Origin of the sequence: Pseudactinotalea sp. Z1739 (genome assembly GCF_049725055.1) — a bacterium.
GTDB lineage: Bacteria > Actinomycetota > Actinomycetes > Actinomycetales > Beutenbergiaceae > CALKWS01.
The window spans coordinates 56,956-76,950 of record NZ_JBMPQA010000014.1 but is presented as its reverse complement, the minus strand read 5'-3'; the positions used below and the strand labels follow the sequence as shown (position 1 = coordinate 76,950).

At 70.9% G+C, this 19,995-nt stretch carries 22 protein-coding genes; 14 read left to right on the top strand and 8 right to left on the bottom strand.

Annotation, left to right across the window (positions count from 1 at the left end; all coding sequences use genetic code 11):
- Genes ACO0LV_RS16360 through tsaB form a run of 5 tightly spaced genes read left to right on the top strand, consistent with a single transcriptional unit; the run spans position 1 to position 4,536 of the window.
- Positions 1-351 carry a holo-ACP synthase gene (locus ACO0LV_RS16360; RefSeq protein WP_424788986.1) on the top strand — a complete coding sequence of 117 codons (351 nt, stop codon included), beginning with the start codon at positions 1-3 and terminating at the stop codon, positions 349-351.
- Positions 348-1,961 carry a bifunctional ADP-dependent NAD(P)H-hydrate dehydratase/NAD(P)H-hydrate epimerase gene (locus ACO0LV_RS16355; RefSeq protein WP_424788985.1) on the top strand — a complete coding sequence of 538 codons (1,614 nt, stop codon included), beginning with the start codon at positions 348-350 and terminating at the stop codon, positions 1,959-1,961. Before ACO0LV_RS16360 ends, ACO0LV_RS16355 begins: the two co-directional genes overlap by 4 nt.
- A complete protein-coding gene (gene alr, locus ACO0LV_RS16350) occupies positions 1,958-3,166 on the top strand; it encodes an alanine racemase (protein WP_424788984.1) in 1,209 nt (402 codons plus the stop codon). The genes ACO0LV_RS16355 and alr overlap by 4 nt, the downstream gene beginning before the upstream one ends.
- The gene (gene tsaE / locus ACO0LV_RS16345) at positions 3,159-3,722 is read left to right on the top strand and encodes a tRNA (adenosine(37)-N6)-threonylcarbamoyltransferase complex ATPase subunit type 1 TsaE (RefSeq protein ID WP_424788983.1); all 564 of its coding nucleotides are present in this window, start codon (positions 3,159-3,161) and stop codon (positions 3,720-3,722) included. The genes alr and tsaE overlap by 8 nt, the downstream gene beginning before the upstream one ends.
- A complete protein-coding gene (gene tsaB / locus ACO0LV_RS16340; RefSeq protein ID WP_424788982.1) occupies positions 3,697-4,536 on the top strand; it encodes a tRNA (adenosine(37)-N6)-threonylcarbamoyltransferase complex dimerization subunit type 1 TsaB in 840 nt (279 codons plus the stop codon). Before tsaE ends, tsaB begins: the two co-directional genes overlap by 26 nt.
- A gap of 8 nt (positions 4,537-4,544) precedes the next feature.
- Here the strand turns inward: tsaB and ACO0LV_RS16335 are convergent, their stop codons facing one another.
- Positions 4,545-4,985, bottom strand: a complete 441-nt coding sequence (locus ACO0LV_RS16335) for a MarR family winged helix-turn-helix transcriptional regulator (RefSeq protein ID WP_424788981.1) — start codon at positions 4,983-4,985, stop codon at positions 4,545-4,547.
- A gap of 35 nt (positions 4,986-5,020) precedes the next feature.
- Here ACO0LV_RS16335 and ACO0LV_RS16330 point away from each other — a divergent pair, with 35 nt between their 5' ends.
- The 4 genes from ACO0LV_RS16330 (at position 5,021) to tsaD (ending at position 8,251) form a co-directional block, all read left to right on the top strand.
- Entirely contained in the window at positions 5,021-5,734 is a 714-nt protein-coding gene (locus ACO0LV_RS16330) for an SgcJ/EcaC family oxidoreductase (protein WP_424788980.1), read from the top strand.
- Positions 5,735-5,760: 26 nt separating this feature from the next.
- Complete coding sequence (gene rimI, locus ACO0LV_RS16325; protein WP_424788979.1) at positions 5,761-6,240, top strand: ribosomal protein S18-alanine N-acetyltransferase; 480 nt, start codon at positions 5,761-5,763, stop codon at positions 6,238-6,240.
- Positions 6,237-7,106, top strand: a complete 870-nt coding sequence (locus ACO0LV_RS16320) for a sulfurtransferase (RefSeq protein ID WP_424788978.1) — start codon at positions 6,237-6,239, stop codon at positions 7,104-7,106. Before rimI ends, ACO0LV_RS16320 begins: the two co-directional genes overlap by 4 nt.
- A gap of 95 nt (positions 7,107-7,201) precedes the next feature.
- On the top strand, positions 7,202-8,251 hold the full coding sequence (gene tsaD, locus ACO0LV_RS16315) for a tRNA (adenosine(37)-N6)-threonylcarbamoyltransferase complex transferase subunit TsaD (RefSeq protein WP_424788977.1): 1,050 nt from the start codon (positions 7,202-7,204) through the stop codon (positions 8,249-8,251).
- A 64-nt stretch (positions 8,252-8,315) separates the two neighbouring features.
- On the opposite strand, the gene ACO0LV_RS16310 is transcribed toward tsaD, so the two are convergent.
- Positions 8,316-9,800: a glucosamine inositolphosphorylceramide transferase family protein gene (locus tag ACO0LV_RS16310; protein WP_424788976.1), complete on the bottom strand. Its 1,485-nt coding sequence runs from the start codon at positions 9,798-9,800 to the stop codon at positions 8,316-8,318.
- A gap of 153 nt (positions 9,801-9,953) precedes the next feature.
- Here ACO0LV_RS16310 and ACO0LV_RS16305 point away from each other — a divergent pair, with 153 nt between their 5' ends.
- Positions 9,954-11,645 (top strand): glycoside hydrolase family 3 N-terminal domain-containing protein, encoded by a 1,692-nt coding sequence (locus ACO0LV_RS16305; RefSeq protein WP_424788975.1) that lies wholly within the window; start codon positions 9,954-9,956, stop codon positions 11,643-11,645.
- Positions 11,646-11,768: 123 nt separating this feature from the next.
- Here the strand turns inward: ACO0LV_RS16305 and ACO0LV_RS16300 are convergent, their stop codons facing one another.
- The 4 genes from ACO0LV_RS16300 to ACO0LV_RS16285 form a co-directional block, all read right to left on the bottom strand.
- A complete protein-coding gene (locus tag ACO0LV_RS16300) occupies positions 11,769-12,326 on the bottom strand; it encodes a hypothetical protein (RefSeq protein ID WP_424788974.1) in 558 nt (185 codons plus the stop codon).
- A complete protein-coding gene (locus tag ACO0LV_RS16295) occupies positions 12,323-12,718 on the bottom strand; it encodes a PadR family transcriptional regulator (protein WP_424788973.1) in 396 nt (131 codons plus the stop codon). Before ACO0LV_RS16295 ends, ACO0LV_RS16300 begins: the two co-directional genes overlap by 4 nt.
- A gap of 77 nt (positions 12,719-12,795) precedes the next feature.
- On the bottom strand, positions 12,796-13,938 hold the full coding sequence (locus ACO0LV_RS16290; RefSeq protein ID WP_424788972.1) for a glutamate--cysteine ligase: 1,143 nt from the start codon (positions 13,936-13,938) through the stop codon (positions 12,796-12,798).
- A 4-nt stretch (positions 13,939-13,942) separates the two neighbouring features.
- Positions 13,943-15,157: a class I SAM-dependent methyltransferase gene (locus ACO0LV_RS16285; protein WP_424788971.1), complete on the bottom strand. Its 1,215-nt coding sequence runs from the start codon at positions 15,155-15,157 to the stop codon at positions 13,943-13,945.
- A 229-nt stretch (positions 15,158-15,386) separates the two neighbouring features.
- On the opposite strand from ACO0LV_RS16285, the gene groES reads away from it, so the two are divergent.
- Complete coding sequence (groES, locus tag ACO0LV_RS16280) at positions 15,387-15,683, top strand: co-chaperone GroES (RefSeq protein WP_424788970.1); 297 nt, start codon at positions 15,387-15,389, stop codon at positions 15,681-15,683.
- A 97-nt stretch (positions 15,684-15,780) separates the two neighbouring features.
- On the opposite strand, the gene ACO0LV_RS16275 is transcribed toward groES, so the two are convergent.
- The gene (locus ACO0LV_RS16275) at positions 15,781-16,071 is read right to left on the bottom strand and encodes a WhiB family transcriptional regulator (protein WP_424789016.1); all 291 of its coding nucleotides are present in this window, start codon (positions 16,069-16,071) and stop codon (positions 15,781-15,783) included.
- 301 nt (positions 16,072-16,372) lie between these two features.
- On the opposite strand from ACO0LV_RS16275, the gene ACO0LV_RS16270 reads away from it, so the two are divergent.
- A complete protein-coding gene (locus ACO0LV_RS16270; protein WP_424788969.1) occupies positions 16,373-17,485 on the top strand; it encodes a MerR family transcriptional regulator in 1,113 nt (370 codons plus the stop codon).
- 27 nt (positions 17,486-17,512) lie between these two features.
- Positions 17,513-19,039, top strand: a complete 1,527-nt coding sequence (guaB, locus tag ACO0LV_RS16265; RefSeq protein WP_424788968.1) for an IMP dehydrogenase — start codon at positions 17,513-17,515, stop codon at positions 19,037-19,039.
- Between the two features lie 48 nt (positions 19,040-19,087).
- Here guaB and ACO0LV_RS16260 read toward each other — a convergent pair whose 3' ends face one another.
- Positions 19,088-19,846 carry an exonuclease domain-containing protein gene (locus tag ACO0LV_RS16260; protein WP_424788967.1) on the bottom strand — a complete coding sequence of 253 codons (759 nt, stop codon included), beginning with the start codon at positions 19,844-19,846 and terminating at the stop codon, positions 19,088-19,090.
- Between ACO0LV_RS16260 and ACO0LV_RS16255 the strand changes: the two genes are divergently transcribed.
- Positions 19,845-19,994: a hypothetical protein gene (locus ACO0LV_RS16255; RefSeq protein WP_424788966.1), complete on the top strand. Its 150-nt coding sequence runs from the start codon at positions 19,845-19,847 to the stop codon at positions 19,992-19,994. The genes ACO0LV_RS16260 and ACO0LV_RS16255 overlap by 2 nt on opposite strands.
- The last annotated feature ends 1 nt before the right edge of the window (position 19,995 follow it).

Here is a 19,995-nt window from a genome sequence, read left to right as displayed (position 1 = left end):
GTGATCGTGGGCGTGGGGATCGATGTGGTGGACGTGCAGCGGTTCATGGCCACCCTGCACCGGGCACCCGGACTGCGTGAGCGACTGTTCACCCCCGTCGAGCGGGACCTGCCCGATGCGTCCCTGGCGGCGAGGTTCGCCGCGAAGGAAGCCATCGCCAAGGCGATGGGGGCCCCGGGTGGGATGAGCTGGCAGGACGCCACCGTGCTCCGGATCGCCGGTGGTCCACCGCAGGTGGAACTGACCGGCTCGGTGGCCGCGGCCGCCCAGAACCTGGGGATCCGCAACTGGCTGCTGTCCATCTCCCACGACGCCGGGATCGCCTCGGCGATGGCACTGGCGCAGCGATGATCCGCGGTTACAGCGCCCAGGCGGTTCGCGATGCCGAGGCCCCGGCCCTGGCCGAGGGCCGCCCGCTGATGCGCAACGCTGCCTTCGCCCTGGCCACGCGCACGGTCGCGCTGTTGCGCCGTCACCACATCGCGGTCCCGGGAGCACGGGCGCTGGTGCTGGTGGGCGGGGGGAACAACGGCGGCGACGGGTTGTTCGCGGCCGCGGACCTGATCGACCGTGGCGTTCAGGTGCGGTGCGTCCTGGCCCACGAGCGGCCCCACCCCGAGGGGCTGGCCGCGGCCCGGCGGGCGGGGGCGCAACTGGTGGACCTCGCCGGTGGTGTCGGCGCCGGGGGTCTGTCCCGGCTCGGGCAGTGGGCCGATGTGTGGGTGGACGCCCTGGCCGGCATCGGCGTGCAGGGCGCATTGCGCGGCCTACCTGCGCAGGTGGTTCGGGTTCTGCAGCCGATCCGCAGCGGTTCCCCCGTGGACCCGCTCGTGGTGGCGGTGGACGTGCCGAGCGGTGTCGGAGCCGACCCGGTCCGGGCCGCCCCTCCACCTCCTGCGACCGGCGAGAGCGACACCGGCCCGGGCGGGCCGGGTGACCACGATGAGCCGGCCGACGGCGTGCTCCGGGCCGATCTCACCGTCACGATGGGTGCACCGAAGACGTCCCTGCTGATCCCCCCAGGAGCCCAGCACGCCGGCCGGGTGGAGGTGGTGGACCTGGGACTTGGCGGGTCCTTCGCCGCGCAGGAGGCGACCGTGCACCGGCTCACGCCCACCGACGTGGCCGACCTGTGGCCCGTCCCCGAACCAGCCGACCACAAGTACACCCGGGGCGTGGTGGGCCTCGTCGCCGGATCACCGCGATTCCCCGGCGCCGGACTGCTGTGCGCGGCGGCCGCCCTGGGAGGGGGCGTGGGCATGGTGCGCTATCTGGGCCGCCGCGAGGTCGCCGATGCGGTGATCGGCGCCCATCCGGAGGTGGTGCCGGAGGACGGGCGCGTGCAGTCCCTGGTGATCGGACCGGGGATGGCCGACGACGACGACCTCGCCGCGGCGATGCGCCGGGCCCTGCGCGGATGGGGCCTGGGCGAGGAGAGCCCCGAGGATGGCGATGCCGCGGTGGCGGTGGTGCTGGACGCCGGCGCCTTGGACCACTTGCCGGACGCCCCGGCCGGGTTGACCCGCAAGCCGGTGGTGCTGACCCCGCACGCGGGGGAACTGGAGACGCTGCTGCGGCGCTTCGGGGATGAGGTCCGGCGCGAACAGATCGAGGCCGACCCATGGACCTGGGCGCACCGGGCGGCCCGGCGCACCGGGACCACCGTGCTGCTCAAGGGCGCCATCACCGTGATCGCCCCGCCCGACGGCGGTCCCGGATACAGCCAGGCCGATGGCACGCCCTGGCTGGCCACGGCGGGTTCGGGCGACGTGCTGGCCGGGATCCTCGGGGCGATGCTGGCTCAGGCCCACCCCGGTGACGTGGCCGCGGTGGCCGCAGCCGCCGTCGTCGTGCACGGGCGGGCCGCCCACCTGGCCGGCGGTCCGCTGCGTTCGGTTGACCTGGCCGCGGCCGTCCCGCGCGCGATCGCCGATCTGCTCCGAACGGACCCGAACCGATGAGCACCCGAACCCCGGCGCCGGGCGCCGGCACCGCGAGTGAAGCGCACTACCATCCGGCCGAGGTCATCGTGGACCTGGCAGCCATCCGCGCCAATATCGCCATCCTGGCCGACGCGGCACCCACCGCCGAGGTGATGGCCGTGGTCAAAGCGGACGCCTACGGCCACGGCCTGCTCCCGGTGGCACGTACGGCGCTGCAGGCGGGGGCAACCTGGCTGGGCGTGGCCCAGTTCAGCGAGGCACTGGCCATCCGCGAGGCCGGGATCACCGCCCCGATGCTGGTCTGGTTGTACACCCCGGGAGCACCGCTGGAGCAGGCGGTACGGGCCGATATCGACCTGTCGGTCTCGGCCGGCTGGGCCCTGGATGAGGTGGTCCGGGCTGCGCGCAGCAGCGGGCGCACCGCGCGCATACACCTCAAGATCGACACCGGGATGGGCCGTGGCGGGGTCTTCGCCCAGGCCTGGCCGGATCTGGTGGCCGCGGCCATGCGCGCCCAGGCCGAGGGGGCGGTACAGGTGGTGGGGGTCTGGTCCCACCTGGCCCGAGCCGATGAGATCGGTCACCCCTCGATCGCGGCGCAGGTGCAGGCGTTCACAGACGCGGTGCACCTGGCCGAGGCCGCCGGTGCCCGGTTGTTGGTGCGCCATCTGGCCAATTCCGCCGGCACCCTGACCGCGCCGCAGACCCACTTCGATCTGGTCCGTCCGGGGATCGCCAGTTACGGGCTGACGCCGGCGCCGCAGTACCGCAGCGCCGATGGGTTCGGACTGGTCCCGGCGATGCGGATGGAGTCCGAGGTCATGCTGGTCAAGGACGCACCGGCGCACCAGGGCATCTCCTACGCTCACCTCTACACCACCACCGAGGAGACCAGGCTGGCCGTGATCCCGTTGGGGTACGCCGACGGGATCCCGCGGCACGCCTCCAACGCCGGGCCGGTGCGCGTGGCTGGGCGTACCGTGCCGATCGCCGGTCGGGTGTGCATGGACCAGTTCACCATCGACCTTGGTCCCTCACGGCCCGATCACCTTGAGGTGGTACCCGGGGAGCGGGCGGTGCTGTTCGGCACCGGCGCCGACGGCGAACCTACCGCCCAGGACTGGGCAGATGCCGCGGGCACGATCAGTTACGAGATCGTGGCGCGGATGGGTGCCCGGATTCCGCGCACGTACCTCAACGCCCTCGGCGTCGATGATGAGTGAGTCAGAGACCGCCTCGGACGGTGGCGACAGCGCCCGCTGGGTGCATCGCCTGGACCTGCCCACCAGCGCCCACACCACCGAGCTCGGCCGTCGCCTGGGCAGCATGCTGCGGGCCGGGGACCTGGTAGTGCTGACCGGGGACCTGGGCGCCGGCAAGACCACGCTGACGCAGGGGATCGGGTCCGGTCTGGGCGTGCGCGGGCGGATCTCCTCACCGACGTTCATCATCGCCCGCACCCATGCCGCCGCCGGGCCCGGACCCGCGCTGGTGCACGTGGACGCCTACCGGCTGCGCAGCCTCGCCGAGGTCGATGACCTGGACCTGGACACCACCCTGGCCGAGGCGGTCACCGTGGTGGAATGGGGCGCGGGCCTGGTGGAGGGCTTGGCCGAGGACCGGTTGGAGATCATCATCCACCGGATGCGCGGCGCCGGCGGTGATGTGGGAGAGCAACCCCGGTGGGCCACGATCAGCGCCCATGGGGCCCGGTGGGCCGATGTGGCACCGGAGGACCTGACCGGGAGGACCGATGTCGAGGGACACAGTGGTGAGTAAGCACACCGAGGCCGACGCCGGCGAGGGTCTGGTGCTGGCCCTGGATACCTCCAGTGATGCCGCGGTGGCGTTGTGCCGGACCGGGCCGGGGGAGCAACCGGTGCAGGTCCTCGCACGGTCCCGCAGCGGCGATGGCCGCCGCCACGCCGAGACCCTGGTCCCGATGATCCAGCAGGTCCTCACCGGGGCGGGAGCCGATGCCGATCAGGTCGGTGCCGTGGTCGCGGGCACCGGGCCGGCACCCTTCACCGGATTGCGGGTCGGGCTGGTCACCGCGCGCGGCTTCGCTCGTGCTCGCGGCATCAGTGCCTACGGGGTCTGCTCGCTCGACGCCCTGGCGCTCGCAGCCGGTGCCGGCGGGTCGGCTGTCAGCGCCGGTGGTACGGGCGGGCTGGGCACACCGGAGGTACTGGTGGTCACCGATGCCAGGCGCCGTGAGGTCTACTACGCCCGGTACCGGGTGGGCGCCGAGGATGTGACGGCGGTGGCCGGTCCGGCCGTGGCCGCACCGGCCCAGGTGGCCGCCGACCATGCCGACCTGATCGAGGCCGGTGCCGTGTTCGGACCGGCCGCGGTTTTGTATGCCGATGTGTTCACACCCGCCGCCGGCTCCACCCCAGCAGGTGCGGCCGGAAGCGGCGAGGCCGGCCTGGTTCCGGATGGTGCGCTCGCACCCGGTGCGCCGGTGGACCCGGCGCTGCTCGCGCAGATCATGGTGCACCGGCGCTCCCACGATGGGGACCTGTCGCTGGAGCCGAGGTACCTGCGCCGGCCCGATGTGCACCACAGCGCCGGCCGCAAGCGCGCCTCCTGACCACCCGATCAGGCCCTTCGTGCCGGAGCCGCGTCCCGGTAGGCCCGGGTCGCTACGCTGAAATAGGTTGCCAGCCCCTCGACCTGCTTGGCGTCCAGCGTCGCGACCGCGGCTCCGATGGCCCCCCGGACGCCGCCGAGGACCTGGTGCAACTCGGCGGGCAGGTGGCCGGTGTGCGCGATGAGGGTGCGCCGGCGGTCCTGGCTGTCTGTGGTGCGCGAGGCGATGCCGGCCTGCACCAGCCGGTCCACCACCCGGGTAGTCGCGCTGGGGGACAGCCCCAACTCCTCGGCCAGGTCCTGTACGGCCATCGGACCATCCAGGTCCAGCAGGCTGCTCGCCTGATAATCCGTCGGTCCCAGACCACCGGCCTCGGCGGCAGCCAGATGGAACCGCACCACCGAAGCCAGGTAGCGCCGGTAGGTTTCGGTGAGATCGTCAGGCACCATGGGTACATTCTTGCACATGTGCAATAGTTGCACTCATGCATTCAATTCTGAGGGAGACGTTCACCACGACCACCCAGCCCGCCGAACCGGGCGCAGACTCTCCCGGTGAGCAGTCTCGCGCCCCGGCCCGCTCCGATGGTGTTCGCTCCCGCCGCACCCGCCGTCGGTGGATCCTGGGGGCGGTGGCGGCGCTGGTCGCGGTCGCGCTCGGCTTGGGCTTGTGGCTGACCTCCCCGGCCCCGCTCGCCCAGACCGGCACGGCGCAGTGCGCAGACGTGCCGACCACCTCGGCCCTGGATCAGGACGCAACCGAGGACGTGCGTGCCGGTGTCTGTGCGACCATCGCCGGACTGACTCGGGCGTGGGCCGCGCACGACGCAACCGCCTATGGGGCCGGGTTCACCGAGAACGCCACGTACACCACCTTCGCGGGTACCTACTACACCGGTCGCCATGACATCACCGACTCCCACGCCGCGCTGTTCGACGGGGTGCTGGAGGGGACCCGGCTCGCGGATGCCTACCTGGGCCTGCAGGTGCTCACCGATGACGTGGCCATCCTGACCACCCGCGGAGACCGGTACGAGAGCGATGACCCCGGCGCCCTGACGAAGGTGCAGACCTACACGCTGGTGCACCAGGAGTCCGTCTGGCGGGTGGCGGCCTTCCAGAACACCGCTCGCAGCGAGGCGATGGAGCGCATCCAGTTCATCTGGATGCCGCACACCCGCCCTGCCGCAGAGCGCTGAGCCACCGGGCGCGGCAGCATGGGCACATGTCTGCCGCGCCCCTGATCCGCCCGATGGTCCCCGCCGACCTGGACGACGTGCTCGATCTGGAGCCGGTGCTGTTCGGCACCGGGGCCTGGAACCGGGCCACCTACGAGACGGAACTTGCCATCCCCGGCCGACGTTACGTCGTCGTTGAGCGTGCCGGGGAACTCGGCGGCTACGCCGGGATCGACCTCGCCGAACAGGCGACCATCATGACCGTCGGAGTCGCCCCGGCCCATCGGCGCCGAGGCCTCGGCCGGGCGTTGATGCAGGCCCTGCTGGACCAGGCCGAGGCGGCCGGGTGCGCGGAGGTGCACCTGGAGGTTCGTGCGGACGATCCGGGCGCCCAGGCCCTGTACGCTTCCTTGGGATTCGGGCCCGTGGGGCGCCGGCGCGGTTACTATCAGGGCACCGATGCCCTGACCATGCGGCTGCGGCTGCGCGGGCCGGGTCCGATGGGATCGGAGAGGAGGCAGACGTGAGTGACCACAGCACCTTGCGCCGAGGCGTTCTCGTCACGGCCGAGGAACTGGCGCAGATGATGTCACCGACGCGCACCGACCTGGTGGTCCTGGACGTGCGCTGGTCCCTGGCGGAGCCGGACGGTCACCGCGCCTATATCGCCGGGCACATCCCGGGTGCGCACTTCGTGGATCTGGAACGGGATCTGGCCGGCCCACCGGGATCGGGTGGGCGCCACCCGTTGCCCGACGCTGACGACCTGCAGGCCGCGGCCCGGCGGTGGGGCATCAACAACGGCGATGCCGTGGTCGTCTACGACGACTCCGGGGGCACAGCCGCGGCCCGGGCGTGGTGGCTGCTGCGCTGGGGAGGGCTGTCCGACGTGCGGATCCTGGACGGCGGGTTGCGAGCCTGGAGTCGCAGCGGGGGCATTCTCGAGGACGGCTCGGTCGCGGTGGCCGAAGGCGGTGTGACCCTCTCGCCCGGGCACATGCCGCTCACCGATGCCGAGGGGGCTGCCGACATCGCCCGTCGCGGTGTACTGCTCGATGCCCGCGACCGGGACCGTTACACCGGGGCGCGTGAGCCGGTGGATCCCATAGCCGGGCATATTCCCGGTGCCCGCAGCGCTCCCACGACGGAGAACCTGCACGAGGACCAGACGTTCCTGACCGACGCCGAGATGCGTGAGCACTTCGAGCACGTCGGGGTGCGCGAGAGTGATCAGGTGGCGGTCTACTGCGGGTCCGGAGTGACCGCGGCGCACGAGGTGGCGGCGTTGAACTCGATCGGTATCAGCGCCGCCCTCTACCCCGGCTCATGGTCGCAGTGGTGCGCCGACTCCGACCGGCCCGTGGCCACCGGGTTGGAACCGTCCGGCAACTGAGCGGGCACCGGCTCCGTTCGTCGTGGGGAAGCAGCGACTCAGTGGCCTCGGTCACGCTCGCCCCCGTGGCACCGCCGGATGCGTACCCTGGGCAGGTGCACACTCCCCTGGTCCTGGGCATCGAGACCTCCTGCGATGAGACCGGCATCGCGCTGGTCCGCGGGCTCGATCTGCTTGTCGACGTCACCGCCTCCTCGATGGACGATCACGCGCGGTTCGGCGGGATCGTCCCGGAGGTGGCCTCCCGGGCTCATCTGGAGGCATTCGAACCGACGCTGAACCACGCGCTCGAGCAGGCCGGGGTGGCGCTGAGCGATGTCGACGCGATCGCCGTGACCTCCGGGCCCGGGCTGGTGGGGTCCTTGACGGTGGGAGTGGCCGCGGCCAAGTCGTTGGCCTTCGGCCTGGGGGTGCCGTTGTACGGGGTGAACCATGTGCTCGGCCACGTGGCGGTGGACGCATTGGTGCACGGCCGGTTCCCGGAGTCCTTCATCGGCCTGGTGGTCTCCGGTGGTCACTCCAGCCTCCTGTTGGTGCGTGACGTCGCCACCGATGTGGTGGAACTGGGCCAGACCCTGGACGACGCCGCCGGGGAGGCCTTCGACAAGGTCGGCCGGCTGCTCGGGCTGCCCTACCCCGGGGGCCCACACGTGGACCGGCTCGCTCAGGACGGTGACCGCACCGCGTTCGCCTTCCCCCGCGGGCTGAGCCGGCCCAAGGACCAGGCCGTGCACGCCTACAACTTCTCCTTCTCCGGCCTGAAGACGGCGGTAGCACGGGTGGTGGAGTCCTTCGAGGATGCCGGCGCGCAGGTGCCCGCCGCCGACATCGCCGCCTCCTTCTCCGAGGCTGTCGCCGATGTGCTGATCGCCAAGACGGTGGCCGCCTGCCGCGAGCACGAGGTCGACACCGTGGTGATCGGGGGCGGCTTCTCGGCCAACTCCCGGTTGCGCGCCCTGGCGGCCGAACGGTTCGTCGAAGCCGGGATCACCCTGCGTCTGCCGCCGGTGCGCTACTGCACCGACAACGGCGCCATGATCGCCGCCCTGGGCTCGGCGGTGGTGGCTTCGGGGTTGGAGCCGTCCCCGTGGGACTTCACCACCGACTCGGCGATGGAACTGACCCAGGTGCTGGCGAGCACCTGAGCGCCGCCGGTGGGTGCCGGAGGGAGGCCGGCGCCGGGCCGAACCTGCCACCGCGCAGGAGCGCTCAGACCTTCGGACTGCCCGGTAGCCTGCGCAGCAGGGCGAACCGGGGGGAGAACCGAGAGCCGTCCAGGATCTCCAGGTCACCGCAGGAGTTGAGCGTGTGCAGGTACCGTCCGGGCCAAGCGGTGCCCGGGGTGAGATGGGCGATGACGCGCTGGTCGAAACCGTCGTCGTCGAGCCGGGTCACCTCGGCGATCGCCAATGCCGCCCCGTAGCCGTCCCGGCCGTCCTGCACCGGGCGCAGCAGCCGCCCATCCCGTTCGACGACGCGTCCGGCGGGACGGGCGCTGGCGATGTCGATCAGGACGGGGTTGGCTCGGTGGGGGGTCCACGGGCCGAGCAGGTCGGGTGCGGACCACAGATGCAGGCTGTCGGAGAAGGAGCCGCCGGTGCGTACCGTCCCCGCCAGCCACCATCTGCCGTCCCGACGGAACGGGGTGGCATCGCTGACCTCGAGGCCCTCGATGAGAACCTTCTCCAGTTCCCACTCATCGGGGAAGCGAGTCGCCCGGTAAAGCTCGACGGTGCCGGCGCCCGAGGTCTCCGGGATCATCCAGACCTTCCCGTCGTGGTCGAGCACGAACGGGTAGGACAGGTGTACCTCGTGGCGCAGCACCGGGCGCGGGGTTCCGACCGGGCCGTCCTCGCCCCACTCGGACACCGAGATCACACCCTTGCCGACCCGGTGGTCGAAGTCCTCCACGAACATGAAGGTGGTGCCCTCGTGCTCGAACAGGAACGGGTCGGCGTAGAAGTGGTAGCCGTCGTCGGGCACCTCTCGCCAGCCGCTGGGCAGTTCCCCGAGGTCGACGACGCCCGGTCCGTGCACGCGCCGCCAGCCGACCCGCCAGTGCGGGGCACGGTAGAGGCGCCGGTAAGCCTGGCGGATCGCGGCACCCGCGATGCGCCGTCGTGCAAGGGTGCCGAAGGGTGCGGGTGAGGTCGCCTCCGTCCCGTCCGAGGTGGGTGCGGTGAACGGCCTCCCGATCACCGCCCCTTCAACCAAGGTGACCACGCCCGTCGTCACATCGGCCAGGGCGGTGGTCAGCAGACCCGGTTGCTCACTCCCGGGCCGGCCCGATGCGCGCACAGCCCCCGCGCCGTCGGTCACGCTGACCTGCGGCAGCCGGCCGGAGCGCACCGCGTCGACCAGGGCCTGCTCACCGGGCTTGCCGTCGTAGCGGACGGTCCAGGAGTTCTGCGCGGGTTCCTCGGTGAGGTCCAGGACGGCAGCGGCCGGGTCGGTGCGGACGCGTTCGGGGAAGCCGGCCTCATGGACGGCCTCGAGCGCGAAGCCGCCAGGTTCGAGGCGGTGCAGCAGCGTCTCCAACCGCATCAGGTGCCCCAACCGCCGGGCGTCGGGCGCGGGCGTCACGGGCCGCAGGCGCACCGTCACCGTGACCCCGGGCAGGTCATCCAGCCGGCGTAGCAGCCCATGGTGCCAGCGTCGCTGGGCACCCTCGTCCAGGATGACCTCGAGTTGCATGCGCCCTCCCAGGTCGGCCCGGCTGCCGGCAGTGGGGCCGGGGCAGCTGAGAGGGAGGCTAGCAGGCGGTGGTGCGCGTCGGTGGACAAGGGCGCGCGGCGACGTCGTTCGTCACACCAGCCGGGTCTGCGCACCAGGTGCGAGAGTAGGGGCATGCACCACGGTCGATCCCGTTCACGGCGCAGCCCGGTGGCCCTCGGCCTCGCCGCGCTCATCCTGGCCGCCGGGTGCACCGCGCCCGGCGACCAACCCGACACCGGCGCGAGCGACCCCGCGCCCGAGCAAACCGCACAGCCCACACCCACCCCCACGCCGTCGCCCGAGCCGGACCCGGAACCGACGCTGGCCTGGGGGCCTGCGGAGTCCGACCTGGCGTCGGCGACCGAGGTGGCCGAGCAGATGGACGACGACGAGCTGGCCGGTCAGGTGATCATCGCCCGGTACTCCGGAACACACCCGGGCGATGCCGCGGCGCTGGTGCAGACCTACCACCTGGCCGGGGTGATCCTGTTCGCCGAGAACATCACCTCCACCGACCAGGTCCGGGACACCGCCGCTGCCGTCCAGGAGGGGCAGGCCGAGATGAGCCGGGACTGGCCGGCGGTGATCTCGGTGGACAACGAGGGTGGGCCGGTTCAGCGGATGTCGGCTGAGAGCGGGGACTGGACGACGTTCCCGCCGTTCGCCGCCGCCGGGGCCGCCGATCCCGATGCGGTCTCCACGGCGATGGCGGCGATGGCCACCGAACTGCGTGCCAGTGGGGTGACGATGAACTTCGCCCCGGTCGCTGACGTCTCCATCGGTGCTGCGGACCCGACGATCAACATGCGCGCCGCCGGTGATGACCCCGAACGGGTCTCCGAGACTGTGCGAGCGGCGCTGACCGGGTTCGCCGCCGGCGGCGTGCTCACCTCGGTGAAGCACTTTCCCGGCCATGGGGCCCTGACCGTGGACTCCCACTACGACCTACCGGTACTGGATGCGGGCGAGCAACACCTGGCCGAGCGCGACCTGGTCCCGTTCGCCGATGCGATCGAGGCGGGGGCGCCGATGGTGATGCTCGGTCACATCGCGGCGCAGGCCTGGGACGAGGGGGTGCCGGCTACCTTGTCGCCGCGCGCCTATGACGTGCTGCGGGAGGACCTGGGCTTCACCGGTGTGGCGATCACCGACGGACTGGACATGGGTGCCCTCACCGCTACTCGCACCTCCGGGCAGATCGCGGTGGAAGCACTGGACGCGGGTGCGGACCTGCTGTTGACCCCGGCCGACACCGCCGGTGCCCACGCGGCGATCATGGCCGCGCTCGAGGACGGCTCGCTGGACCGCGATCGGGTGCGGGAGGCCGCGGGGCGGGTGATCGCGCTGCAACGTTGGCAGGCCGGGCTTGCTGAGGAGGCCGGGGAGGTCGACGACGGCGACGTGGGCTCGGCCGCGCAGGCGGCACGGGATCTGAGCGCCGCGGCGATCACCGTGGCGGCGGGGGAGTGCTCGGGGGAACTGGTGGGCCAACGATTGCACGTACGCGGCGGCACGAGTGCGGACTGGACCGCGTTCGCCGAGGCCGCCGAGCGGGCCGGCCTGGACGTGGTGCCGCTGGAGGAGCCCGCCGATACCTCGATCAGGTTGATCAGCGCGGGTACGTCGGCGGCCGGTGGTGACGTGGCGATCGCCCTCGACGGCCCCTGGCAGTTGGCCGGCGCCGACGCCCCCACCTTGATCGCCACCCACGGGCGCACCGCCGGAAGCTTGGAGGCGCTGGTGGAGGTCCTCACCGGTGCGGCCGATGCCCCGGGACGGCTCGCGTTCGCCGTCGAGGGCCTACCCGCCAGTGCCTGTGCGTGAGATGAGCGTGCGAGACCGGTTGGGCGCCCCTCCGCCCCGGGCGGGAGGTGGCCGCGCCAGCCTGGTCGAACGCCCGCCACACCGGTCGGTCGCGAGGCCGCCTCTCACCGCGCCTGACCGGTCTCAGCGGGAGACTGGTGCGGTGGTGCGGCGGTGCTGGTGGCGGGGGAGGTGGCGCCAGAGGCGGGAAGCGAGGACGAAGATGAGAGCGAACGCGATCAGGCTGCCCCAGGAGATACCGGTGAAGGTAGCCCCGAGGTAGGCGTCGTGGGCCTCGGTGGTGATCTGGAGGCCGAGGAAGGAGATCCGCACCGGCTCGGCCAGACCGGCACCGAGCAGGGTGTTCAGGCTCCCGAACACGTAGATCGCGCAGGCGAAGAACCACGCCACCAGGGCCACGGATACGGCCGCGGCCCCGTGGTGCCAGGTGGGCCGGCCGTGAGGCTCGGCGTCCAGGTACTGGCGAGCAAGCGCGCGGGGTCTGCCGTGGTCGCTGATCGCCGCGGACATCCCGCCGCGACCAGCAGCCACCCCCAGGTTGGCCTTGAGTTCGCGCAGCACGTCCTTGCGCCGCCTACGCGGTATCGGGTCCAGCCACAGCGCCACGGTCTGCAGGTACCAGAAGCGTTGCCAACGGTCGGTCAGGGACAGTGCCGCCGGGTCGTCTGGTTCGGTGTTCATACCTCACGCTCCAGATGGGGGATGGCTGTGGTTGGGCGGTCGGTCCGACCTGGCGAAGGGGTCTCGGACAGGATCCTCGTCACCACGTCGCAGAGATAGCCCCAAGATGCCCGGCCGGCAGCCAATGCCTGGCTACCGGCGTCGGAGGGCAGGTAGTACTTCCTCGCGGGCCCCGAACTGGAGGCTTCCAGGCGGGAGGCCAACCTGCCCTCGCGTTCCAACCGGGTGAGCACTGGATAGACCGTGCCGGGGGCGATGGATTCCAGACCGGCCGCGCGCAGCCGGGTCACCAGTTCGTAGCCGTAGGACTCCTGCCGGTGCAACAGGGCCAGCACCAGCATCGGCAGCACGCCTTTGAGTAACTGCGGGTCGCGGGTGACGTCCTCCTGCATGGCTAGGAGGCTAAAGCCACTAGTAGGTAATGTCAACTACTAAGAGGTCCGATTAGCCCGCCTGCGTCCAGAGTGTCTCAGTCGATCGGGTGGCCAGCCTTGAACTCCGCCACCAGGTGGGCCACAACCGCGTCGAGTCGTCCGCCATTGCGCCGAGCCACCCGGCGCTGGCGGGCCGCGCCGCCACCTGTGTCGATGATCCGGCGCACTCTGGCCAGTTCGCTCGCGCAACCCAGGTCCGCCGCGATCGGATCCAGCACCTCCAGCACGTGCTGCAGGTGATCGGTCACCAGTTCCTCGCGGCCGTCGGCGTCCAGGATGATGATCGCCTCCAGGCCGTAGCGAGCCGCACGCCACTTATTCTCGGCCAGGAACCATGGGGTGATCGCCGGCAGTGCCTCACCGGCATCGATCATCCGGGAGAAGTACTCCACCAGGCAGTGCGTCAGCGCTGTGATCGCGGCCAGTTCGGTGGCGTTGGACAGCCCGTCGCAGATGCGCATCTCGATGGTGCCGAACTGCGGCGCCGGCCGCAGGTCCCAGCGCACCTCGGTGAAGTCCTCGATCACGCCGGTGTGCAGCATGTCGGCCACGTACCGCTCCAGTTGCGCCCAGGTGCGGATCTCGGTGAACGGGAGCCCCGCCGTCGGCAACTGTTGGAACAGGAGAGACCGGTTCGAGGCGTATCCGGTGTCGCGGCCGGACCAGTACGGCGAGGAGGCCGACAGCGCCAGCAGATGCGGGTAGAAGGTGAGCAGTGCCCCCAGGATCGGCAGCACCTTGTCCCGGTCCTCGATGCCGACGTGCACGTGCACCCCGTAGATGAGCATCTGGCGGCCCCACCACTGGGTGCGATCGATCAGGGTGGCGTAGCGCTCCTTGTCGGTGACCTTCTGGCCGCCCCAGTCGGCGAACGGGTGGGTGCCCGCGCACATCAGGTCCACCCGCAGCGGATCGGTGATCGAACGCACCAGGTCCACCGAGCCGGACAGATCGGCCATCGCCTCCGGGGTGGTCCGGCACACCCCGGTGACCACCTCGACCGTGTTCAGGAGTAGTTCCTGACGGATGGTCGGGTGCTGGGAGCCGTCGTCCGGGGCGACCGCGTCGAGCACCGTCTGGGCCACTTGGCGCAGGTCTCCGGAGTCGGCGTCGACCATCGCCAGTTCCCACTCAACCCCCAGGCTGGACCGGGACGAGGGGGCGAACTCAAGCGTCACGCCCTCATTCTCGTCCCGCCGGCTCGAGCGGGTCCACCACGAGCACCGATTGCTCACCCTGTAGACGGGTCAGCACGATCGTGGCGGAGGCGTCCCCGGAGAGTTGCAGTTGCTGACGCAACTGCTCGGGGACGACGGCGGTGCCGCGCTTCTTGATGGTCACCCGCCCCACGTTCCGGTCGCGCAGGTAGGCCCGGAGGCGTTTCAAGCCGAAGCCGAAATAGTCCAGCACGCGGTAACTGCGGGCGAAGGGAGTGGTTACCGGCTGGGCGGTCGTGATGTAAGCGATCGAGGGATCCACCAGGTGGCCGCCCAGCTGGTCGGCGACGTCGGCGACCAGTCCGGCGCGGATGATCGCCCCGTCGGGTTCGTGCAGGTAGGCGGCGAGCCGGCCGTCGGGCGCCTGGGTCGCGCGGGCATCGGCATCTCCGGACCACCCGAGGTGGTGCGTACCGGCGTCGGTGAGCAGGATCGCGCTGCGGCCGGCACCCTCGGTGGCGAGGCGACCGAACCACAGGCCGGCCTCCACCACCGCTCCGTTCACCGAGACCCATTGGGCGTGGGTGAGGCTGGGCAGCGCGGTGTAGGGGATCCCGGGCGCGACCTTGATGCCCAGGTCGGGAGTCGTGTCGGCCAGGGCGAGCACCGTGTCCAGGTCGGGGGAGTAGGACTTGGGATCGAACACGCGGTTGCCGCGCCGGGTGCGCCGGGCAGGGTCGGCGAAGATCGCGTCCACGCCTTCGGCCACCAGGTCCAGTTCCAGGCCATCGGCGTGGCGCACCTGAGCCTCGGGGAAGGCCCGCAGATTCATCTGGGCGCAGGCGGCGGTGGCCTCATCCTTCTCGATCGCCAGCACCCGCAGGCCCAGGCCCGCCATCGCCAGGGAGTCCGCGCCCAGACCGCAGCCCAGATCGGCCACGAGGCTGGCCCCGGCCCCGGCGTAACGGCGCGCATGCAGCGCGGCCACCTCGAGCCGGGTGGCCTGCTCCAGCCCTTCGGCGGTGAGTAGCATGCCGGAGGCGAACTCGCCGAACTTCTCGACCGCCTTGGCGCGTAGCCTGGACTGGGTCAGGGCGGCCGCCACCAGGTCCGGGTCCAGGCCCCGGGCGCGCAAGCCCTCGGAGATGCGCAGGGCTGCGTCCTCGGAGTACGGGGGGAGTTGGCCGAGCAGCGCCCAACCCTCCGGGGTGAGCAGGCGCGCGAGCGCGGCAGGATCCATACTCACGATTCTGCCAGGGTGCAGCGGTTCGGTGGAGCGACGTGGACCACATGATTAGCACTCACCTTGACCGAGTGCTAACGGCGATCTAGATTGGACCCCGAGGGGCCCCACCCGGGGTCCCGACCGTTCACCAGCGGTGCATGTCCGACCCCCGCGACGGCGGAGGTGCGTAGTTGGTAGCGGTCCATTGTCCTGGTTCCCATCACATGCGAAGGGGAGGTCCGTAGTGTCGGTCTCCATCAAGCCGCTCGAGGATCGGATCGTCGTCAAGACGCTCGAGGCCGAGCAGACCACCGCGTCCGGTCTGGTTATCCCGGACACCGCCAAGGAGAAGCCCCAGGAGGGCGAAGTCCTGGCGGTGGGCCCGGGCCGGATCGATGACAACGGCAACCGCGTCCCGTTGGACGTCACGGTTGGCGACAAGGTCGTCTACAGCAAGTACGGCGGCACCGAGGTCAAGTACGGCGGTGAGGATCTGCTGATCCTCTCGGCACGCGACGTTCTGGCGATCGTCGAGAAGTGACCCGCCGCTAGCGGCTACGGCTGCTGAGCAAACACCGAGCCCCGGTTCCCTTCAGTGGGAACCGGGGCTCGGTCGCGTTCGGGGGTCCGGGAGGAACTCAGCTGGCGGCGGGCATCCGGGCGGCCAGGATGTCGGTGCGCTCGTCCTCGGTGAGTCCGCCCCAGACGCCGTAGGGTTCGCGCACCTTCAGGGCGTGCTCACGGCACTGCTGGATCACCGGGCACTCGGCGCAGATCGCCTTGGCGTTGGCGTCGCGGCGACGCCTCGATGCGCCGCGCTCGCCTTCGGGGTGGAAGAACTGCTCGGAGCCGGTTGCCCGGCACGCGCCTTCGTACTGCCACTCCCAACGTTCCATGACGGGTCCGGGGAGTCTAGATAGTTCGGCCATCTCAGTCCTTCCATCGGTGGTGGATGAGTTCAACGAGACACACGCTACAACCGCGCCAGAAGTTATTCAAGGGTGATGCGCAAACTATTCGAAGCATTTCGTAGATTGTTCAGTTGCGCTCGACGCTTGTTCATGCGTGCGAGCCAACTTGTTCAAAGCTGATCCGCCGCCTAGTCTCTAGGGCAGGAATGGCCCGTGCGGGCTCGTACAGGTCGCCCGCGTGGGCTCGGACAGGACGCCCGTGTGGGGTGGGTCCGGACAAGTCGCCCGTGGGGGCCCTGACAGGAAGGGGAGGTGCGCGGTGTCATCAACGTCGCCGGGGCCCCCGGAGGATCTTGGCGACGGCATCCGGTTGACGGTTGCCGGGGTCGCGGCCCGCCTGGGAGTGGCCGCTCCCACGCTGCGTACCTGGGCCCGGCGGTACGGACTGGGACCATCCGGTCACGTGGCCGGCAGTCACCGCCGGTACGAGGCATCCGACCTGGCCAGGCTGGAGACGATGCGTCGCCTCACCTTGGAGGGTGTGGCACCGGCAGATGCCGCCGAAATTGCGCTGCGGGGCACCGATGTGTCCGACGGTGCGGCGAAGGCCGGCGAACCGGACGCCGGGAACGGTGCCGCACCAGCCGGGGAACCGGACGCCGGGAACGGTGCCGCACCAGCCGGGGAACCGGACGCGAGGAACGGTGCCGCACCAGCCGGCGGTCCTGGCTCGGCCGAAGACACCACGCCCGCTGCTGGTCCGCCTGCGCAGAACGGCCGAAAGGGTCATGCGCCGGACGGGGCCGGGCCGGAGGACGAGGAGCCCATGGTGGCCGACCCGCTCACCGTGGCCGCGGCTGCGGTCGACGGGGATCATCGGCGGCTGGCGCGACTGATCAGGCGAGCCGGACGTGAGCACGGTCTGCTGGACGGTTGGCTGATGGCGGTGCGCCCCGCGATCGAGATGGTCGCCCAGCGCCCGCAGCCGGATCGCCCGGGGCGCGACCCGGAACGGCTGTTGCGTGCCCAGATGCTGACCGTGCTCGCCGAGGCCACCTCCGAGCCGGAGCCGGATCGGATCCAGGCGTTGGTGCAGTGCGTGCCGTCGATGAGCACCGACGCCCACGTGCTCGCCACCGAGATGACGCTGCGTGGAGCGCACGTTCGGGTGGCGCATCAGCGTCTGGAGGCCGATGGCGGGCAGGCGCTGCTGGACCTGGTAGCCCGCCAGCAGGGAGTGTTGACAGTCATCCTGGGGGAGTCCGAGATCGCAGAGAACCTGGTGCGGGTGCTGTGCGAGCGGGGCGATGAGGTCTTCCTGATCGCCCTCACCGACACCATCGCCCCCCGGGACGGCCTGCACCGCGCCCGCACCCTCAGCGGGGCGCTGCATGAGATCATGAGCCTCCTCACCCAGACCGCTCGATCCTAGATCGCGACGGCCACGTAGACTTGGGGTGTGACCGAACCTCAGCCCGCCGCCACCGCCCCTGATCCCTTCGCGTTCGTCGGACTGACCTACGACGATGTGCTGCTGCTTCCCGGGGAGACCGACGTCATCCCGAGTGAGGCCGACACCTCCACCATCCTGACGCGTCGGATCCCGCTGTCGATGCCGTTGATCTCGGCAGCGATGGACACCGTCACCGAGGCGCGAATGGCCATCGCGGTGGCCCGGCAGGGTGGGCTGGGTGTGCTGCACCGCAACCTGGCCATCGAGGACCAGGCCGCCCAGGTCGACCTGGTGAAGCGGTCCGAATCCGGGATGGTCACCAACCCGCTCACGATCGGCCCCGACGCCACCCTGGCGGAGATGGACGCGCTGTGCGCGCAATTCCGGATCTCGGGTCTGCCGGTGGTCGATCCCGAGGGCGTGCTGCTGGGCATCATCACCAACCGTGATCTGCGGTTCGTGCCCGGCGAGAGTTTCGAGACCACGAAGGTCCATGAGGCGATGACGCCGATGCCGCTGGTCACCGGGGGAGTGGGCATCACCCGGGCCGAGGCCGCGGCGCTGCTGGGTAAGCACAAGGTCGAGAAACTCCCGCTGGTCGATGCCCGCAACGTGCTGCGCGGTCTGATCACGGTCAAGGACTTCGTGAAGTCCCAGCAGTACCCGTTGTCCACCAAGGACGAGGAGGGCCGTCTGCGCGTGGGAGCGGCGGTGGGCTTCTACGGTGACGCCTGGGAGCGGGCCACCGCGCTGGCCGAAGCCGGTGTGGACGTGCTGGTGGTCGATACCGCCAACGGCCACGCCCGGCTGATGCTGGACATGGTGCGCAGGCTGAAGTCGGATCCGGCCACCAAGGACGTGCAGGTGGTCGGCGGCAACATCGCCACCCGTGAGGGAGCCCAGGCGCTGGTGGACGCCGGCGTCGACGCGGTCAAGGTGGGGGTGGGCCCCGGATCGATCTGCACCACCCGGGTGGTCGCCGGGGTGGGGGTGCCGCAGATCTCCGCGATCCATCAGGCGGCGCTGGCTGCCCGTCCGGCCGGGGTGCCGGTGATCGCCGACGGCGGACTGCAGTATTCCGGTGACATTGCCAAGGCACTGGTGGCGGGTGCGGACTCGGTGATGCTCGGTGGTCTGTTCGCCGGGTCCGACGAGTCCCCCGGTGACCTGGTGCTGGTCAACGGTAAGCAGTACAAGCGCTACCGGGGCATGGCCTCCCTGGGGGCGATGCAGACCCGGGGGGAGCGCCGCTCCTACTCCAAGGACCGCTACTTCCAGGGCGATGTCTCCGATGACGACATCATCACCGAGGGGATCGAGGGCCAGGTGCCCTACCGGGGACCGCTGAGCCAGGTGGTGCACCAGTTGATCGGCGGGTTGCGCCAGTCGATGTTCTACGTCGGGGCCCGCACGGTTCCGGAGTTGAAGGAGCGCGGATCGTTCGTGCGGATCACTCCGGCGGGCTTGAAGGAATCCCACCCGCACGACGTGCAGATGATCGCCGAGGCACCCAACTACGGCGGGCGTCGCTGACGCAGACTGCTCGAGCGGTACTCCCGGCGCCGGCCCCGTCGGACTTGCTCAGGCGACCGAACGGTCGCGGGAGGCCATGGGCACGGCCGGCGCGTCGTCGTCCTCCCTGCCCAGGGGCCAGTGCAGGCTGGCGCCGGGACCCTCGAACCCGTTGGAGGCGCGCCAGGAGTTGAAGTTCTGCGCCCAGGCCCGGTGCTGCCCGGCCTGCCACTGGTGGAGCTGGTCCAGGTCCTGGGTGAGTAGTTCGGGGTGGCGGTCGGCCTGCGCGGCCAGGACGTCCAGGGTGGCGGCGACGTCGACGTCGGCGGTGTGCAGGTTGCCGGCGTCCTCCACCCCGTACTCCTGGCACAGGTCCACCAGTTTGCGCTTGCCCCGGCGGTAGCGGTCCAGTGCCCGGTCCAGCACCAGCGGATCGATCACCGGCGACAGCGGGCGGCCCAGCCGTTCACCGATCGTGGGCAGCCGGTGGCGTTCCAGTTCGGCCTCGATGATGGTCAGGTCGAAGGTGGCGTTGAAGGCCACCACCGGCACGTCCCGGGAGAAGGCGGCGGTCAGTTCGGCGGAGATCTCGGCCAGGGCCCGCTTCGGGTCCATCCCGTTGGCGCGTGCGTGTGCGGTGCTGATCCCGTGGATCGCGGCCGCCTGCTCGGGGATCTCCACCCCGGGGTTGATCAGCCAGGTGCGCTGCTCGGTGCCGTGCGGACCCCGTCCCACCAACGCTGCGGTGACGATTCGGTCCCGGAACGGATTCACGCCGGTGGTCTCGGTGTCGAACCCGAGGAGGGGGCCTTGGGTGAGGGCGGTCATGTCAACCTCGCTGGTGCCGGTGGATCGGTATGCCCCGACCATGGCACAGGGCACCGACATCGCCGCTGAGCCGCGCCCGGCGGGTGCCCGGATCGCCCACGCCCCTGCGCACTCCCACCCGCCCGCACCGGGACCGAGTAGCCTTTGAC

Excerpts from the sequence above, each read along its gene's own strand:
- ACO0LV_RS16275 (WP_424789016.1), bottom strand. The coding sequence starts at position 16,071 with ATGGCCGAACTATCTAGACTCCCCGGACCCGTCATGGAACGTTGGGAG.
- tsaE (WP_424788983.1), top strand. The coding sequence starts at position 3,159 with ATGAGTGAGTCAGAGACCGCCTCGGACGGTGGCGACAGCGCCCGCTGG.
- ACO0LV_RS16295 (WP_424788973.1), bottom strand. The coding sequence starts at position 12,718 with ATGCAGGAGGACGTCACCCGCGACCCGCAGTTACTCAAAGGCGTGCTG.
- tsaB (WP_424788982.1), top strand. The coding sequence starts at position 3,697 with ATGTCGAGGGACACAGTGGTGAGTAAGCACACCGAGGCCGACGCCGGC.
- ACO0LV_RS16255 (WP_424788966.1), top strand. The coding sequence starts at position 19,845 with ATGTCAACCTCGCTGGTGCCGGTGGATCGGTATGCCCCGACCATGGCA.
- alr (WP_424788984.1), top strand. The coding sequence starts at position 1,958 with ATGAGCACCCGAACCCCGGCGCCGGGCGCCGGCACCGCGAGTGAAGCG.
- ACO0LV_RS16330 (WP_424788980.1), top strand. The coding sequence starts at position 5,021 with ATGCATTCAATTCTGAGGGAGACGTTCACCACGACCACCCAGCCCGCC.
- ACO0LV_RS16300 (WP_424788974.1), bottom strand. The coding sequence starts at position 12,326 with ATGAACACCGAACCAGACGACCCGGCGGCACTGTCCCTGACCGACCGT.
- ACO0LV_RS16335 (WP_424788981.1), bottom strand. The coding sequence starts at position 4,985 with ATGGTGCCTGACGATCTCACCGAAACCTACCGGCGCTACCTGGCTTCG.
- rimI (WP_424788979.1), top strand. The coding sequence starts at position 5,761 with ATGTCTGCCGCGCCCCTGATCCGCCCGATGGTCCCCGCCGACCTGGAC.
- ACO0LV_RS16305 (WP_424788975.1), top strand. The coding sequence starts at position 9,954 with ATGCACCACGGTCGATCCCGTTCACGGCGCAGCCCGGTGGCCCTCGGC.
- ACO0LV_RS16310 (WP_424788976.1), bottom strand. The coding sequence starts at position 9,800 with ATGCAACTCGAGGTCATCCTGGACGAGGGTGCCCAGCGACGCTGGCAC.
- ACO0LV_RS16355 (WP_424788985.1), top strand. The coding sequence starts at position 348 with ATGATCCGCGGTTACAGCGCCCAGGCGGTTCGCGATGCCGAGGCCCCG.
- ACO0LV_RS16260 (WP_424788967.1), bottom strand. The coding sequence starts at position 19,846 with ATGACCGCCCTCACCCAAGGCCCCCTCCTCGGGTTCGACACCGAGACC.
- ACO0LV_RS16285 (WP_424788971.1), bottom strand. The coding sequence starts at position 15,157 with ATGGATCCTGCCGCGCTCGCGCGCCTGCTCACCCCGGAGGGTTGGGCG.